The sequence below is a fragment of the Nitratidesulfovibrio sp. genome, assembly GCF_040373385.1.
Lineage (GTDB): Bacteria > Desulfobacterota > Desulfovibrionia > Desulfovibrionales > Desulfovibrionaceae > Cupidesulfovibrio.
Genome location: NZ_JBDXXH010000009.1, coordinates 40,191 through 54,658, shown reverse-complemented (window position 1 = coordinate 54,658; position 14,468 = coordinate 40,191). Strand labels below are relative to the sequence as shown.

13 protein-coding genes are annotated in these 14,468 nt (G+C 66.1%); 4 read left to right on the top strand and 9 right to left on the bottom strand.

Annotation, left to right across the window (positions count from 1 at the left end; genetic code table 11):
- Positions 1 to 38: 38 nt before the first annotated feature.
- Both ABWO17_RS14160 and ABWO17_RS14155 read left to right on the top strand, forming a co-directional pair.
- Entirely contained in the window at positions 39 to 1,043 is a 1,005-nt protein-coding gene (locus tag ABWO17_RS14160; RefSeq protein ID WP_353119625.1) for a DUF116 domain-containing protein, read from the top strand.
- Positions 1,040 to 2,596, top strand: a complete 1,557-nt coding sequence (locus tag ABWO17_RS14155; protein WP_353119623.1) for a transcription antitermination factor NusB — start codon at positions 1,040 to 1,042, stop codon at positions 2,594 to 2,596. The genes ABWO17_RS14160 and ABWO17_RS14155 overlap by 4 nt, the downstream gene beginning before the upstream one ends.
- A gap of 110 nt (positions 2,597 to 2,706) precedes the next feature.
- On the opposite strand, the gene ABWO17_RS14150 is transcribed toward ABWO17_RS14155, so the two are convergent.
- The 3 genes from ABWO17_RS14150 to ABWO17_RS14140 form a co-directional block, all read right to left on the bottom strand.
- Entirely contained in the window at positions 2,707 to 3,111 is a 405-nt protein-coding gene (locus tag ABWO17_RS14150; RefSeq protein WP_353119621.1) for a DnaJ family domain-containing protein, read from the bottom strand.
- A gap of 330 nt (positions 3,112 to 3,441) precedes the next feature.
- The gene (locus tag ABWO17_RS14145; protein ID WP_353119619.1) at positions 3,442 to 4,467 is read right to left on the bottom strand and encodes a bifunctional heptose 7-phosphate kinase/heptose 1-phosphate adenyltransferase; all 1,026 of its coding nucleotides are present in this window, start codon (positions 4,465 to 4,467) and stop codon (positions 3,442 to 3,444) included.
- Positions 4,468 to 4,498: 31 nt separating this feature from the next.
- Entirely contained in the window at positions 4,499 to 5,431 is a 933-nt protein-coding gene (locus tag ABWO17_RS14140; RefSeq protein WP_353119617.1) for a ParB/RepB/Spo0J family partition protein, read from the bottom strand.
- A 91-nt stretch (positions 5,432 to 5,522) separates the two neighbouring features.
- Here ABWO17_RS14140 and ABWO17_RS14135 point away from each other — a divergent pair, with 91 nt between their 5' ends.
- The gene (locus tag ABWO17_RS14135) at positions 5,523 to 5,933 is read left to right on the top strand and encodes a hypothetical protein (RefSeq protein WP_353119616.1); all 411 of its coding nucleotides are present in this window, start codon (positions 5,523 to 5,525) and stop codon (positions 5,931 to 5,933) included.
- Between the two features lie 43 nt (positions 5,934 to 5,976).
- Here the strand turns inward: ABWO17_RS14135 and ABWO17_RS14130 are convergent, their stop codons facing one another.
- The 6 genes from ABWO17_RS14130 to ABWO17_RS14105 all read right to left on the bottom strand — a co-directional run bounded on the left by ABWO17_RS14130 (position 5,977) and on the right by ABWO17_RS14105 (position 12,839).
- The gene (locus ABWO17_RS14130) at positions 5,977 to 6,765 is read right to left on the bottom strand and encodes a ParA family protein (protein ID WP_353119615.1); all 789 of its coding nucleotides are present in this window, start codon (positions 6,763 to 6,765) and stop codon (positions 5,977 to 5,979) included.
- 631 nt (positions 6,766 to 7,396) lie between these two features.
- Positions 7,397 to 8,404, bottom strand: a complete 1,008-nt coding sequence (locus tag ABWO17_RS14125; RefSeq protein ID WP_353119613.1) for an NAD-dependent epimerase — start codon at positions 8,402 to 8,404, stop codon at positions 7,397 to 7,399.
- 352 nt (positions 8,405 to 8,756) lie between these two features.
- The gene (locus tag ABWO17_RS14120; protein ID WP_353119611.1) at positions 8,757 to 9,506 is read right to left on the bottom strand and encodes a slipin family protein; all 750 of its coding nucleotides are present in this window, start codon (positions 9,504 to 9,506) and stop codon (positions 8,757 to 8,759) included.
- Between the two features lie 280 nt (positions 9,507 to 9,786).
- Positions 9,787 to 10,869 carry a hypothetical protein gene (locus tag ABWO17_RS14115; RefSeq protein ID WP_353119609.1) on the bottom strand — a complete coding sequence of 361 codons (1,083 nt, stop codon included), beginning with the start codon at positions 10,867 to 10,869 and terminating at the stop codon, positions 9,787 to 9,789.
- Complete coding sequence (gene coaBC / locus ABWO17_RS14110) at positions 10,851 to 12,113, bottom strand: bifunctional phosphopantothenoylcysteine decarboxylase/phosphopantothenate--cysteine ligase CoaBC (protein WP_353119607.1); 1,263 nt, start codon at positions 12,111 to 12,113, stop codon at positions 10,851 to 10,853. Before coaBC ends, ABWO17_RS14115 begins: the two co-directional genes overlap by 19 nt.
- 165 nt (positions 12,114 to 12,278) lie before the next feature.
- Complete coding sequence (locus ABWO17_RS14105; RefSeq protein WP_353119605.1) at positions 12,279 to 12,839, bottom strand: hypothetical protein; 561 nt, start codon at positions 12,837 to 12,839, stop codon at positions 12,279 to 12,281.
- A 209-nt stretch (positions 12,840 to 13,048) separates the two neighbouring features.
- On the opposite strand from ABWO17_RS14105, the gene queA reads away from it, so the two are divergent.
- Complete coding sequence (gene queA / locus ABWO17_RS14100) at positions 13,049 to 14,356, top strand: tRNA preQ1(34) S-adenosylmethionine ribosyltransferase-isomerase QueA (protein ID WP_353119603.1); 1,308 nt, start codon at positions 13,049 to 13,051, stop codon at positions 14,354 to 14,356.
- Positions 14,357 to 14,468 lie beyond the last annotated feature (112 nt).

Sequence of the window (14,468 nt, the reverse complement as noted above, 5' to 3'; positions counted from 1 at the left end):
GCCGCAACTTTTTCCGCGCTTCCGCAAGTACCAAGCCCATGTCCATACCCATCCGCAAGAACCCGGATTCCCTCCCGCGAGAGGACTACCACGGCGCCCGCAAGCGGCTGTTCATCGGGCTCATCAGCCTGACTTCCGCTGCCCTGTGCCTGGTGCTGCTGGTGGGGTGGATCATCCCGTACATCGGACTCGGCAATATCCATCCCTTGGTGCCGGACATCACCGGCGCGCTGCTGGTGGCGTGCATCGCGCTCATCGTGTGGGCCACGCTGGGCCTTGTGCTGCACATCTACACCGGGCGGCCGTGGTTCGGCTCGCAGCGGGTACGCGGCGTGGCGGTAAAGCTGTTCCTGCCGCTCATGGAACTGCTGGGGCGGCTGTTCGGCATCTCGCGCGAAGAGGTGCGCCACTCGTTCATCAAGGTCAACAACGAGCTGGTGCGCGGCGAAACGGGCAGCTTCGCCCCGTCCGACGTGCTGATCCTGCTGCCGCACTGCCTGCAATCCAGCAACTGCGCGGTGCGCCTGACCTACGGCGTGGACCACTGCAAGCGCTGCGGCCAGTGCCCCATAGAGCAACTGCTGGCCCTGCGCGACCGCTACGGCGTCAAGCTGGCCATTGCCACCGGCGGCACCATTGCCCGGCGCATCGTGGTCAAGGAGCGACCCCGGCTGATCATTGCCGTGGCCTGCGAGCGCGACCTTGCCAGCGGCATACAGGACACCCACCCCATTCCCGTGTACGGCGTGCTCAACGAGCGGCCCAACGGCCCCTGTCTGGATACCCTGGTTAGCCTGACCAACGTGGAAAAGGCCTTGCGCCATTTCCTGAACGTGCTGCCGCTGGATTGCGCGGACAAGGCAGACGCCCCTGCCGCCGTGCCCGGCACCGTTGCCGTGGCCACCTTTGGCCACCGCCCGGTCGAGAGCGCAGCTGAGGGAAATGCTGGCTGTGAACGAGAAGACGAGGGCGATGCCCCGGAAGCCCCACCCGCAGCCTCCACCCCTGCCCCCGCGCCAACCACACCCCCGGAATCGCAATGAGCACCCGACGCCCCCAGCCACACCGCAAGAGCGCGCACCTGCCCCCAGCCCGTGCCGCCGCCCTTGCCGCATTGGACAACGTGTTGCGCAAAGGGCAGGAGGTGCAGGCGGCACTGGATGGAGTGCTTGCCAGTCCCGCGCCTGTCGCTGATGCGCACGCACCCGCAGCAGACAGTGCCACCACCACGCCCGCACGCGGCACTCGTGCGGCTAGGTTTTCCCCTGCATCGCCCGACGGCACCGCATTGCGGCACCCTCAAATTTCGCGCCAGGACGCCACCCTGGCCACGGAACTCGTTTACGGCTATCTGCGGTCGGAAATTCGCATTTCGTGGCTTCTGCGGCGCTTCCTGAAGACCCCGGAGAAGCTTCCGGCAGAGGCATTGCTGACCCTTGGCGTGGCCGCGCATGAAATCCTGCATCTGGACCGCATCCCCGACTACGCCGCGGTGGACTGGGCCGTCACCCACATCAGCCAGCGCTTCGGCTCCGGCCTCGGCAAACTTGCCAACGCGGTGCTGCGCAACGTGGCCCGGCTGGGTGACAATGCCCGCAACGCGGAAATGTACCGCGCCGAACTGCCCGACCCGCGCGACTTTCTTTCCGTGTACCATGCCGCGCCGCGCTGGCTGGTGGACCTGTGGTGCGATGCGTACGGCATGGACCGTGCCGCAAGCCTGCTGGCGGCCAGTTCGCAAGCTCCGGCCCCGGCGGTGCGCGTCAACGCCGTCCGCCCCGGCTGGCAGGAGCTGCGCGACCAGTTGGTTTCCGATCACGGCGGCGCGGTTTGCGGCCATGCCGGGGTGGTCTTTCCGGTGGGCGGCTTTCCGGCAGAGGTGGCCGCGCTGGAGCGCCAGGGGCTGCTGTCGCGCCAGGGAGCCGCATCGCAGGAAGTGCTGGAAGCCCTGCGCCCGGACATCTGGGAAGGCCCGGTGTGGGATGCCTGCTGCGGACGCGGTGGCAAGGCGCTGGCCCTGCTGGAGCGCGGCGTGGACGTGCGCCTGTGCAGCGACCCCAATGCGGGCCGCCTGCGTGGTCTGCGCGCCGATGCCGAACGGCTGGGCCTTGCGGTGCCCGCCGTGGTCCGCGCCTCCGCAACGCAGCCCCCGAGTGCACTGTACGCGCCCGACATGACGAACCCGAGGGGCGCGACGCATCCGCTTGGCAGGGCAGACACGGAACACAGCGCGGGTTCGCCTGCTGTTCCGGGCACCTTCCGGACCATCCTCATCGATGCGCCCTGTTCCGGCCTCGGCACCCTGTCGCGACGTCCGGACATCAAGCTGCGCCGCGTCCCTGCCGATCTCGATGTACTTGCCGCATTGCAGGGCCGGATACTTGATGCCGCCCTGGCCACCCTGCCCCCCGGCGGACGCCTGGTGTACATTACCTGCACCCTGAACCCGGCGGAGAACGAGGCCCAGATCGAACGGCTGCTGTCCACCGCCGGTGCCCCCGGGGCCGCCCCCCTCACCGTTGAAGTCCAGCACAGCACACCCGCCGACACCCCGGCCCGGGAATTCTTTTACGGCGTCGTTCTTCGCAAGGGGTAGCCGTACGCGACCCTCATGCCGCCAGCGCAAAGGGGCGCCCGGAGCAACAGCTCCGGGCGCCCCTTTGCGCTGGCCCGCACGTGCGGTCTCCCATTCGGCCCTCGATGCGGTTACACTTCGCCACCACTCCTGTCAGCAGCCTGACCCGCCACCCGCATGCGGCTGACCATGCTTCGGTAATACGCTTCGTACTCCTCGAAATTCAGCGGTCGGTTGCGGCTGGCGCCCACCTTGCGCAGCAACAGGTTCAGCTTCTGCATCTGGCGGTATTTCTCGCGTTCATCCGCGCAGTGTTCCAGCAGGTCCATCACCGTCTGTATCTCGCGGGCCGTGTCCAGTTGCGGCGGCAGATACCCTGCGTTGCGCAGCACCTTGTACGCCATGCGCAGGTCTTCGGGCACCATGGCGTCGTCCTCCAGTTCCAAGGGACGCCCCACGCCCGGCAGGTTGTCGAACGCGCCCTGTTCCTGCGCCTCGGCTATGCGCCGCTCGGCAATGAGCGTTATGGCGTCCATGCGACCTCCTGCGCGTGGTTGGCGGGCGCGCTGCGCGCGCTCTTGGCAAAAGACGGGGCAGGGCCGGTTCCAGGGCGTCCGCAGTGCGGCGCCCGCGTCTTTCTGCGCATACCCCTCTGCCGCGCCGTCGGCAATGCCCGGCGTGGCCTAACGTACAGCCCGTCGCGACGTGCTCCGCCATACGGTCTCGCCGCCCACGCAACGCCAACGAATCGTATTACACTACGTCCTTCGTTTACGCTTCGTGTTTCACGTGAAATCGCACATTGTCACCAAAACAAGCAGGGTTCCCTTGCGGGAACCCTGAAAAAAACCGAACGTCCGGAACGGTCAGGCCCAGCGGTCCACGTGGGGTACCGGCAACGTGGCGATTGCCTCGCACAGTTCAGCAGGCAGCACGGACGCCGCCCCCACCTGCCCCACCACGATGCCCGCAGCATAGTTGGAAAGAATGCAGCTTTCCAGCAACCCTACCCCGGCGGCAAGGGCCAGCGCCACGGTGGCAATGACCGTATCCCCGGCGCCGGTCACGTCGAACACACCGCGCGCGGTGGTAGGAATGTGCCACACCTTGTCTGCCGCCTCGAACAAGGCCATCCCTTTGGGACCAAGGGTGGTCAGCAGGTGCTGGCAATGCAGCGTGCCGAAGATCGCCCGCCCTGCCGCCAGGATTTCCTCGCGCGTGCCCGTGGGCAAATGGGCCCCTTCGCTGGTTTCCTTGGCATTGGGCGTTGGCAGGAACACGTTGCGGTACAGATGAAAGTTGGGCGTCTTGGGGTCCACCAGCACGGCGGGACGTGTGCCGCGCTTCTTCCACAGCTCTTCCAGTCCGTCCATGAATTCGCCGGTAACCACACCCTTGCCGTAATCGGACACGATCACGACATCGCAGTCGGCGCTGGCCGCATCCACCAGCCGCAGCAGCTCGGCAAGGTGCTGTCCGCCTATGGGACTGGTTTCCTCGCGGTCGATGCGCAGCATCTGCTGCTGGCGGGCGATGACGCGGGTCTTCAGGGTAGTGGGCCGCCCGGGAATTTCCACGAACTCGGCGTCCACGCCCTCGTCACGCAGCACGCGGCGCAACAACGCGGAACGCGGCCCGTTGCCGCACACGCTGACCAGACGCGGCACACCGCCCAGACTGCGGATGTTCTTGGCCACGTTGCCCGCGCCGCCCACCAGGTGCCGGTCCTCGGCCACGCAGATGACGGGTACGGGGGCTTCGGGCGAAATGCGCTGGGCATCACCCACCAGATATTCGTCGATCATCACGTCGCCCACCACGCACACGCGGGCACCCGCCAAACGGGCCACCAGCGCGTGCAGGGCAACGCCATCGATGCTGTAGCTGACCATCAAACCTACCTACAAAGTGTAATACGCCGTACTAGCGCTGTTCCAGGCCCAGGCGCGACAACAACTGCGTAAGCTGCTCGCCCGATTCGAAATTGAGGGTGATCTTGCCCTTCTCTTCCGTACCGCTGACGGATACGCGCAGGCTCAGCGCCTCGTGCAGACGCCCTTGCAGGCTGCGCATGGAAGGGGCCACCCGCTGCGGCGGGCGCGCGGGACGTGCTTCCTCACGCCTGGGCGGCACGGCCAGCGGCTCCGGCAGTGCACCCCGGTCGCGCCAGTGGGCGGCTGCCGCTTCTGCTTCGCGCACCGAAAGCCTGTCGGACAGGATGCGGCGGCGCAGGGTGTCCTGCGGCGCAGGGTCAGTCACGGTCAGCAGGGCACGGGCATGCCCGGCGGACAGCCGCGCCTCGCGCAGGTCGTCGCGGGCGGTTTCAGGCAGGTGCAGCAGGCGCAGGGTGTTGGCCACGGCAGGACGGCTCTTGCCCAGCTTCTGGGCCAGGTCCTCCTGGCTCAGGCCGAACTGCTCGCGCAGTTCCTGCATGGCCAGCGCTTCTTCCATGGGGTTCAGGTCTTCGCGCTGCAAGTTTTCGATAAGCGCGACGGCCAGCGTTTCCTGGTCGGTCAGTTCGCGGATGAGCACGGGCACTTCGCGCAGCCCGGCCATCTGGCTGGCCCGCCAGCGCCGCTCGCCCGCCACGATCTCGTAGGCTTGCTGCGCGCCTTCAGCCTCGCCTTCCGTGCCCGGAATGGGGCGCACCAGCAGGGGCTGCAACACACCCTGGCTGCGGATGGAGGCGGCAAGTTCTTCCAGCGCCGCTTCCGTGAACATCTTGCGGGGCTGGCCGGGATTGGGGCGCAGCGCGCGCAGGGGCAGCGTGCGGATGTCCGAGGGCTTGGGCTGTTCCTGATAGCCCTTGAACAGGGCATCGAGTCCCCTGCCTAATCCGCGCGAAGGTCCTGCCATCGTGTTCTCCTTGACTTTGGGCCGCATAGACCTGAATCTTTACCTAAATCTGTGGACTGACGAACAAACACCCTTACGGAGTGACACCCGGATGACTGAACGTGAAGCGCATGTGGTGCATCTGCACGACCGCCATGGCGAACTCTACGGCGTACTGCTGAGCCCGCAGGTTTGGGCCGCCGTGCAGCACAAGGTGGCGCCGCTGCTGGAACAGGCCCTGGAAAAAATGTACCCTTCCGCCCGGCCGGAACCCATGGCCGACTGGCGGACATTCAAGGACTACTGGGATTTCAAGTATCCTTTCTGCGCCGACGTGCATTGCGACTGCTGCGGCGCAACCACCGAGGACTGGGAGCACGACCCCCTGCATCCGTTCATGCTGCGCAACGCAACCCTCAGCGGCATGCTGGTCTTCGACTGCGTGAAGTGTGGCGCCTCGGTACGCAAGAAGCACTTCAAGGATCACATCTGCTTCGAATTCACACCCGCCAACCCCAAATAAACACGGTTCGCCGCGCACCAGCGCGGCGAACCGCCTTTCAAAACTACCCGCCCTGCCCTTCGCGGCGCTGCGGCCTGCGCAGCACCACTTCCTTGGCCAAAGCCAGGTACGATTCCGCCCCCTTCGACTTGATGTCGTAGTGGATGATGGATTTGCCGTGGCTGGGCGCCTCTGACAGGCGCACGTTGCGCGGAATGACCGTTTCGAACAGGTGGTCGGGGAAGCACTTGCGCACCTCGTTCTTCACCTGGCGGGACAGCTTGTTGCGCACATCGTACATGGTCAGCACGACCCCCAGCAGCGACAGGCCGGGGTTCAGCCGCTTCTTCACCTGCTCGTACGTTTGCAGCAGCTTGACGATGCCTTCCAGCGCGAAGAACTCGCACTGGAGAGGGATCAGCAGCTCGCGCGCGGCGCACAGGGCGTTCAGAGTGATCAGCCCCAGCGACGGCGGGCAGTCGAGGATGATGTAGTCGAACCGGGCATCCAGCGGCTTCAGCAGGTCGGCCAGGTAGTATTCACGTGCCATCTTGTCCACCAGTTCCAGCTCCAGCGCCACGAGGTCGGTGGTGGAAGGCAGGATGGACAGGTACGGCGTCTGGGTGGGGTAAATGGCCTCTACCACTTCATCGGGCTGGAAGAACACCGAATACAGGTTGTGGCGCACTTCCTCCTGGTCGATGCCGAGGCCGCTGGTGGAGTTGGCCTGCGGGTCGCAATCGACCAGCAGCACCTTTTTTTCCATGATGGCGAGAGATGCGGCAAGGTTGAGCGAAGAGGTGGTCTTGCCAACGCCGCCCTTCTGGTTGGCGACTGCGATGATTCGTGCCACGGCTGCCTATCCTGTTGGGGTAAGAGGCAAAATTCATGTTTCACATGAAACGTGCGCGCGCCGGAGGGGGAAAAACGGCGGAAAATGAGACCGCCGGGCTCGCCAAGCACAGGGCTATAGCTAGTTGAGGCACGACACCCTGTCAACACGCAAAACGGAGCTTGCCACGAGGGACAACACTTTCGGGCATCGGCACTTGCACAAACAGTGTGTGCTATTTCAGGGCACTACGAAACGTGCGCACCCATGCCCGGAAACGTACCGGGTCCGCAGAGGACGGCGCCCGAGAAAATGACTTCGCCAACGAAAAGGTGGTGCAGGCCCCGGCAACAACCTGCCATGTGCAGCGCAGGGGAAACCTGCCCCCGGCGAGACCCCGTTTCGAGACGACTGGCGTGGCCCCAGAACAACGGGAACTTTGCTCGGGATGGCATTGCGGAAACAAACACACCACCAGAGTATATTTACATCGACAGGCTTCTTTTTCAGGCAGTTGCGAGGTTTCACATGAAACAACGGGCACCATCCTTGCGGACGATGCCCGTTTCTCATTCACGGCAATGCGGCTTGCAGAAAGGGAAAACAGCAGCAGCGGCAGCCGAAAGGCTTCGGCGGGCGCTACGCGCCCGCGTCACATCTTGTAGTAGTCGCGGAACCAGCGCACGAAGGCTTCTATGCCCTGCTCCAGCGGGGTATGCGGTTTGAACCCGGTATCGCGGATAAGGTCGTCCACATCGGCGTACGTGGCCTCCACGTCGCCAGGCTGCATGGGCATCAGGTTGCGCACCGCCTTGCGGCCCAGGCAATCTTCCAGAATCTCTATGAACCGCCCAAGCTCGACGGCATTGTTGTTGCCGATGTTGTAGATGCGGTACGGGGCCGGGCTGGTGGAAGGGTCCGGCGCATCGCCCCGCCATTCGGGGTTGGGCTGCGGGGTGCGCTCCGTCACGCGGACAACCCCTTCCACGATGTCGTCGATGTAGGTGAAGTCGCGGCGCATGCGCCCCTCGTTGAACACATTGATGGGCCTGCCTTCCAGAATGGCCTTGGTGAACAGGTACAGGGCCATGTCCGGCCTGCCCCACGGGCCGTACACGGTAAAGAAGCGCAAGCCGGTGGTGGGCAGGCGGTACAGGTGGCTGTACGTGTGGGCCATCAGCTCGTTGGCCTTCTTGGAGGCAGCGTACAGGCTGATGGGGTGGTCCACATTGTGATGCACGCTGAAAGGCATGGCCGTGTTCAGCCCATAGACGGAGCTGGAAGAGGCGTAGACCAGGTGCTGCACGCCGTTGTGGCGGCATCCTTCCAGAATGTTGCCGAAGCCCACCAGGTTGGACTGCACGTACGAGCGGGGATTCTGGAGCGAATAGCGCACCCCGGCCTGCGCGGCCAGGTTGACCACATGGGTGAACTTCTGCGCCGCGAACAAGGCATCCATGCCTGCATCGTCGGCCATGTCCAGCGGGGCGAAGGTAAAACCGGAACAGGGTTCAAGCTGCTTCAGACGGTCCTTCTTCAGCTGCACGTCGTAGTAGTCGTTGAGGCAGTCCAGGCCCACCACGGTGTGCCCTGCCTCCAGAAAGCGGCGCGAAAGATGATAGCCGATGAACCCGGCGGCACCGGTGACGAGAATATGCATGCTGGCGTCCTGTGATGGCTGTTGCTGGGGCATGCACTGCGCTGCGCCCGGCACGGGGGGACCGCAAACACCGCGAGTATCAGCGGCGGCGGCGTGACAACGGGGGGAGAGTAGCGGAAGACGGTCACAAGGGGAAGACGGCCAGTCCCATGGGTAGGCACGGCGCCACTATACATGACCGCCCTGCACTGCCACGGAGGAGACCGGGACAGGCGACAGAGAAATCCGGGACAGATGCGGGAAAGATCCGGGACGGTCGCCGGACGGTCGCCGGATGCTTGCTGGACGCATCCCGCCCCGGCCTGCCGCCCTGCCCCGTACCGGAATCAACGCACCCCCAAGGCAGGAATGGCTACTCCCTGGGCAACAGCCCGCGCAGCAGGTCCAGCGGAATGGGTAGCACCGTGGAGGAGCTTTCCGCCGCCATCTCGCGGATGGTTTGCAGATAGCGAAGCTGCAAGGCCTGCGGGTGCGTCGCGATGATGGCCGCAGCCTGGGCCAGCTTGTCCGCCGCCTGGAATTCGCCCTCGGCGCTGATGACCTTGGCCCGGCGTTCGCGTTCCGCCTCTGCCTGCTTGGCCATGGCGCGCTGCATTTCCTGGGGCAGGTCGATGTGCTTCAGTTCCACCGACTGCACGGCAATGCCCCATTCCTCGGTCTGGGTATCCAGCAGCGCCTTGATGTCCTGGTTGACCTTGTCACGGTGGGCCAGCAGGTCGTCCAGTTCCACACCACCGCACACGCTGCGCAGGGTGGTCTGGGCAAGCTGCGAGGTGGCGTACAGGTAATCCTCCACCTCGTTGATGGCCTTCACCGGGTCGACAACACGAAAGTAGACAACGGCGTTGACCTGAATGGACACGTTGTCGCGGGTAATGACGTCCTGATTGGGCACATCCATGGTCAGCACCCGCATGCCTACCCGCACCATGCGGTCGATGATGGGTATGACGATGATCAGGCCCGGCCCCTTGGGCCGGATGAGCCGCCCCAGGCGGAACAGGACGGCCCTCTCGTACTCGTTGAGCACCTTGAGCGACGCCACCAGCACCAGTACGGCCAAGGCGGCGAAAGGGGTAAGCAGGGTGGTCAGTTCGAACATGGCAACCTCCGGCACGGCCTGTGCGGACGGCATTGATCCGGAAATCCGGGGGGCTCGCGCGCAAAAGGACCTACGACCATCATAACCATGGGACAGCCCGAGCGCCACGAGTTTGCGCGAATACGGCAGCGGGAAAAGCAAGAGGAAGAAAAAACGAGCGGCGCGAATCACACCGCAAACGTGGGGCAGGATGCGGCGCGCCCTGCGCTGGCAAGGAGAGACTGGCGGGGAGCAACCGCGCGGAGGGACAGGCGAGACGAAGGGGCGAAAAAAAGGAATGCTACAACGCGGCGGGCTTCAGCGCCGTGCGCAGATAGGCGATGACCGCCTCCACCGTGGCAGGTGCGGCAATCAGGTTGTCCATGTCGGGCAGCACGATGAGCAACCTGCCCCGCCACGGAATCTGCTGGTATGGACGAGCACGCAGATCGGGCGCAAAGGCGCGCAGGGCCTTGGAACCCATCACCACCACCAGGCGGGGTGCAATGCGCTCCAGCCCGGCCAGAAACAATCCGGCATCGCACACGGGCTCCGTGGCCGCTGGGGCGGTACCGTCGGCGGCGTCGCCAACTGAAGAAGACGCTGCTTCAGCGCCTGATTCGGGCATGGCAATGGGCCAGAAGGCATTGCTGCCCCTGGGCTGCTGCAACGCCCCCAGAATGCGGCGCAGGGTATCGCGCCGGGCAGCATCGGCACAGCCGGAAAGATCAAGCCCCAGCGCCCAGTAGGTCCACAACACGGGGGCGGGGTGCGGCGTCTTGCCGAGCAGTACGCGCCACGGATCGGGCCACTGTTCCGGGGGCAGGGGACTGGCGGCAAGGCCGCTGCCCACGGGCGGCAGGGTTTGCGCAAGGTCTGCGGCGGGTGCGGAATACGCGCCCTGTCTCGGTGGTTGCACAGGGGGCGCGGGTTGCGAGGGGCGCGGGGGCGGCTGGCGGAACTCCTGCGCGCGTCCGGCTCCGTAGCCCGAAGTGCCACTGGGGGCGGAATGCACGCCATGCCCCATGGACGCATCATCCTGCGGGTAGGTGGCGCCCATGGGGTCAGGAGGAATATCGTAGGCGTCCGGATCGAAGGAAGGATCACCGCCGTTGCCGCTGGTTGCATACGCAGCAGAACGAGAAGAGGCCTGCTCACCCTGCATGGACCGGGGAGCATCGCAGGCAGCGGGAAACGCGCGCATGTCCGGGGCTTCGGTGCCGGGCCCACTGCCGTGGGCGCTTTGCGCAACGTAACCGGCTCCATCCGCCACGGGCGCATCGCCAGATGCCGCGCCCTGCCCTTCGGGCAGCAGCACGTGCAGCAGGCCCGCGCCGTGCCACGGGCGCAGGGTTTCCAGCAGGCCTAACGGCGGGCGAGCCAATCCACGATCCTCCATGCCACGTCGGGCTTGGGCAGCACCGGCCATTCCTCCGGCTGCGCGCCTTGCGCCAGCACGGTGACGCGGTTGGTTGCGGTGCCGAACCCGGCATCCGCGCCGCCCACCAGATTGCCCACGATCATGTCCGCATTCTTGGCCGTCAGCTTGCGGGCCATGCTTTCCGCAAGGCCGGACGTTTCGGCGGCAAAGCCCACCACCGTCTGCCCATTCCGCTTGCGGCGGCCAAGGGTGGCCAGAATGTCCGGGTTGGGGGTGAAGGCCACGCTGAAGCCGTCCTGCGCGTCGGCCTTCTTGAATTTTTCCGCACCCAGCGGCACGGGGCTGAAATCTGCAACGGCAGCGGTGAACACGCCCGCGTCCATGCCATCCCACAGCGCATCGGCGGCGTCGAACATCTGGCGCGCGCCGGTCACGTCATGCCGGATGATGCCCATGGGCAGCCACGGCGTGCCGGGGCCGCACACGGCCTGCACCTCTGCCCCGCGCAGCCACAGGGCCACTGCCACGGAGGCACCCATGACGCCGCTGGAAGGGTTGGTCCAGTAGCGCACGCCGTCCCACTGTTCACGCGTGGGGCCAAGGGTGACCAGCACGCGTCTGCCCTGCATGTCCTTCGGGCAGGCCGCACGCAGGCCGTGCAGATAGACATCGCGCGGGTCGGCCAGCCTGCCCTGCCCTTCCTCCATGCACGCGGTGCGCCCGCAGCCGGGCTCCACCACCACGTGGCCCCTGCGGCGCAGGGTGGCCACGTTGTCCTGCGTGGCGGCGCTGGACCACATCTTGGGGTTCATGGCCGGGGCAATGACCAGCGGGCCGGGAAAGGCCAACGCCTGCGCCGAGAGCATGTCGTCCGCAAGGCCGTGGGCAAGCCGGGCCATGGTGGATGCGCTGGCAGGGGCAATGACGAAGGCGTGCGCAGACTGGCCGGGCATGAGGTGCCCGAACACGTCGTCGTCAGGTGACGGGGCCGAGGAGCCCGCCGCACCGTCCCCGGGGGCAGCCCCTCCGGCAAACATGGTGGAAAAGACCGGCGATGCGCCCAGCGCGGCGAAGGTCAACGGTGCAATGAACCGCCGGGCGGCATCGGTAAGGGTGACGCCCACGTCCATTCCCGCGTCGAGCCACATGCGTACGAAATCGGGCGCCTTGTAGGCCGCAATGGAGCCGCAGACCCCAAGGTGGAGCCTGCGACCGGTAAAGCGGGTAAAGGCGAGATGCGCGTCCATGTTCCCTCTGGGCTCGTTGCCGCGTGCGGCCGGGCGTATCAGATTACATGCAGGCTGCCGGAACACCCGCGCCACGGATGGTGCGACAGTGCTGCCTGCGCCAACACGCCGGCGCACTGGTCGGCAGCGGCACGCCAGTGCACTGGACAGCCGCCGCCGGACAGACTACTGCGAAAGCCCCTGTTCCTTGACGCCGCCGCCAGCGGGCACCGGCGCGTTGGGCGCCACGGAGAAGGTGCCGGTGGGGTACGTGCCTTCCGACGCGGTGTTGCCGCCAGCGGAAACGCCAGCCCCTTCGGGCAGACGCTGGGCCACCCACACTTCCATGGTGGAATATGCCTGCCCGTCGGTGATGCCGAGGATGGCGTTGCGGTCGCCCTTTTCGAACAGCAACACGCTGCGCTGACCACGGAACACCGAACGCAGCGCCCAGCCCTGACGGGTCATGTTGTGGATCATGGCGTTGACCAGCGACTGCCGGTCGATGCGCCCGTCGAACACTTGGGTGCCGGTCTTGGAGCCGTCGGAATTCTGCGAGACCGCCGTGTACTTGGTCTGCTCGGTCATGTCGCTGGGAATGGGCACGTCGCGGAACTCGCCGAAGTACACCTCGTTCACGTTGGCGGGCGGGGCGGGTTCGAACGGATTCGGGATGGACGTGGAGGAGCAGCCCTGCACGGTGAGCAGAGTGGCGGACAGGGCGGCGGCTATGACGAGCTTGCGCATGGGGTTCTCCTGTGCTTGATGATGCGGACGGCCATGGCCGTTCGGCGGCATCCGCTACCGGTCGGCAGTGCCAGACCGGGGTTCCGGTACGGCCCTATGGCGGGCCATGCGGCGGGCAGCGCCCACCGCGAAAACTGCGCCGACACTAGCGGATGTCGTGCCGGACTGCAAACGGCATGCACCACGCGGGCAAGCCCCGCGAGGAATATATGCGTATGGATGACACGATGGGCAACACCGGAAACGAGCAGAAGCACGCCACCAGCGTATCCGTCACGGACAAAACCGAACGGCGGATACCCGCTGCCCTCTCCGGCGGCGGTACAGACGGCGCGGCAGGCACCGTGCCGGAAGACGACCGGCTGGAATCGTACCGCTTCCACCTACCGGAGGACCAGATCGCCCAGCACCCCGCACCCGAACGCGGCGGTTCGCGCCTGCTGGTGCTGGACCGCCGGGCAGAGGGAAAGGGTGGCGCGGGCACGCTGACCCACGCCCGCTTCGCGGACCTGTGCGACCATCTGCCGGAAGGCTGCCTGCTGGTGGCCAACAACTCCAAGGTGCTGCCCGCACGGCTGCTGGGGGTGCGGCCCACCGGCGGCAAGGTGGAATTCCTGCTGCTGACCCCCCTGCCCCTGCTGGAGGAGCTGGCCGGGGGCGACGGCGGGAAGAGCGACGCCGCCGCGCGCAAGACTGACGGCCTGCGCGATGCAGGCGACGGCTGGTACAGTGTGCCTGCCGAAGGGCTGCTGCGCGCTTCCAAGAAGATCCGCCCCGGCGACAGCATGGACTTTGGCCCGGACCTGCGGGTGGAAGTGATCCAGCCCGGCGATTTCGGGCGCAGCGCGGTGCGCCTGCATTGGCGGGGCAACCTGCGCCAGCTGTTCCTGCAACAGGGGCACCTGCCCCTGCCCCCGTACATCCGGCGCGAGACAAGCACAGGCAGCCAGGACGCCCCGGAAGACCGCGACCGCTACCAGACCGTGTACGCGGACGACAGCCGCCTTGGCTCGGTGGCAGCCCCCACCGCCGGGCTGCATTTTACCGACGAGTTGCGTGCCCGCCTGGCCGCCACGGACAGAAAATGGGCCGAGGTCACCCTGTACGTGGGCTACGGCACCTTCAGCCCGGTGCGCTGCGCGGACATCCGCCAGCATGCCATGCACCGCGAATACATCGAGGTGAGCGAGGCCACCGCCGCCGCCATCCGCGCGGCCAAGGCGGAAGGCAGGCCGGTGGTCACTGTGGGCACCACCTCCACCCGCACCCTGGAGGGCACGGTGCGTGCCTGCGGCGAGGTGCGCGCCTTCACCGGGTGGACGGACATCTTCATCAAGCCGGGTTACCGGTTCACGGTGGCAGACCACATCATCACCAACTTCCACCTGCCGGAATCGTCGCTGCTGATGCTGGTTTCCGCCTTTGCCGGGCGCACCAGGGTCTTGTCCGCCTACGAAGAAGCCGTGGCGCAAGGGTACCGGTTCTTCTCGTACGGCGATGCCATGCTGCTGCTCTGACAGGCGATTGCGGACACGCCAACGGGTTGGGGCAGGCCCCATCGCCGGGCACCGCACCATGCTTTGAAAAGCGGCGAAACTTGTCCTATAGGTAGAAGCCGCCGCGCGGCGG

Bases quoted from the DNA above. Each gene is read 5' to 3' on its own strand.
- ABWO17_RS14160 (WP_353119625.1), top strand. From the start codon at position 39: ATGTCCATACCCATCCGCAAGAACCCGGATTCCCTCCCGCGAGAGGAC.
- ABWO17_RS14155 (WP_353119623.1), top strand. From the start codon at position 1,040: ATGAGCACCCGACGCCCCCAGCCACACCGCAAGAGCGCGCACCTGCCC.
- ABWO17_RS14150 (WP_353119621.1), bottom strand. From the start codon at position 3,111: ATGGACGCCATAACGCTCATTGCCGAGCGGCGCATAGCCGAGGCGCAG.
- ABWO17_RS14145 (WP_353119619.1), bottom strand. From the start codon at position 4,467: ATGGTCAGCTACAGCATCGATGGCGTTGCCCTGCACGCGCTGGTGGCC.
- ABWO17_RS14140 (WP_353119617.1), bottom strand. From the start codon at position 5,431: ATGGCAGGACCTTCGCGCGGATTAGGCAGGGGACTCGATGCCCTGTTC.
- ABWO17_RS14135 (WP_353119616.1), top strand. From the start codon at position 5,523: ATGACTGAACGTGAAGCGCATGTGGTGCATCTGCACGACCGCCATGGC.
- ABWO17_RS14125 (WP_353119613.1), bottom strand. From the start codon at position 8,404: ATGCATATTCTCGTCACCGGTGCCGCCGGGTTCATCGGCTATCATCTT.
- ABWO17_RS14120 (WP_353119611.1), bottom strand. From the start codon at position 9,506: ATGTTCGAACTGACCACCCTGCTTACCCCTTTCGCCGCCTTGGCCGTA.
- coaBC (WP_353119607.1), bottom strand. From the start codon at position 12,113: ATGGACGCGCATCTCGCCTTTACCCGCTTTACCGGTCGCAGGCTCCAC.
- ABWO17_RS14105 (WP_353119605.1), bottom strand. From the start codon at position 12,839: ATGCGCAAGCTCGTCATAGCCGCCGCCCTGTCCGCCACTCTGCTCACC.
- queA (WP_353119603.1), top strand. From the start codon at position 13,049: ATGCGTATGGATGACACGATGGGCAACACCGGAAACGAGCAGAAGCAC.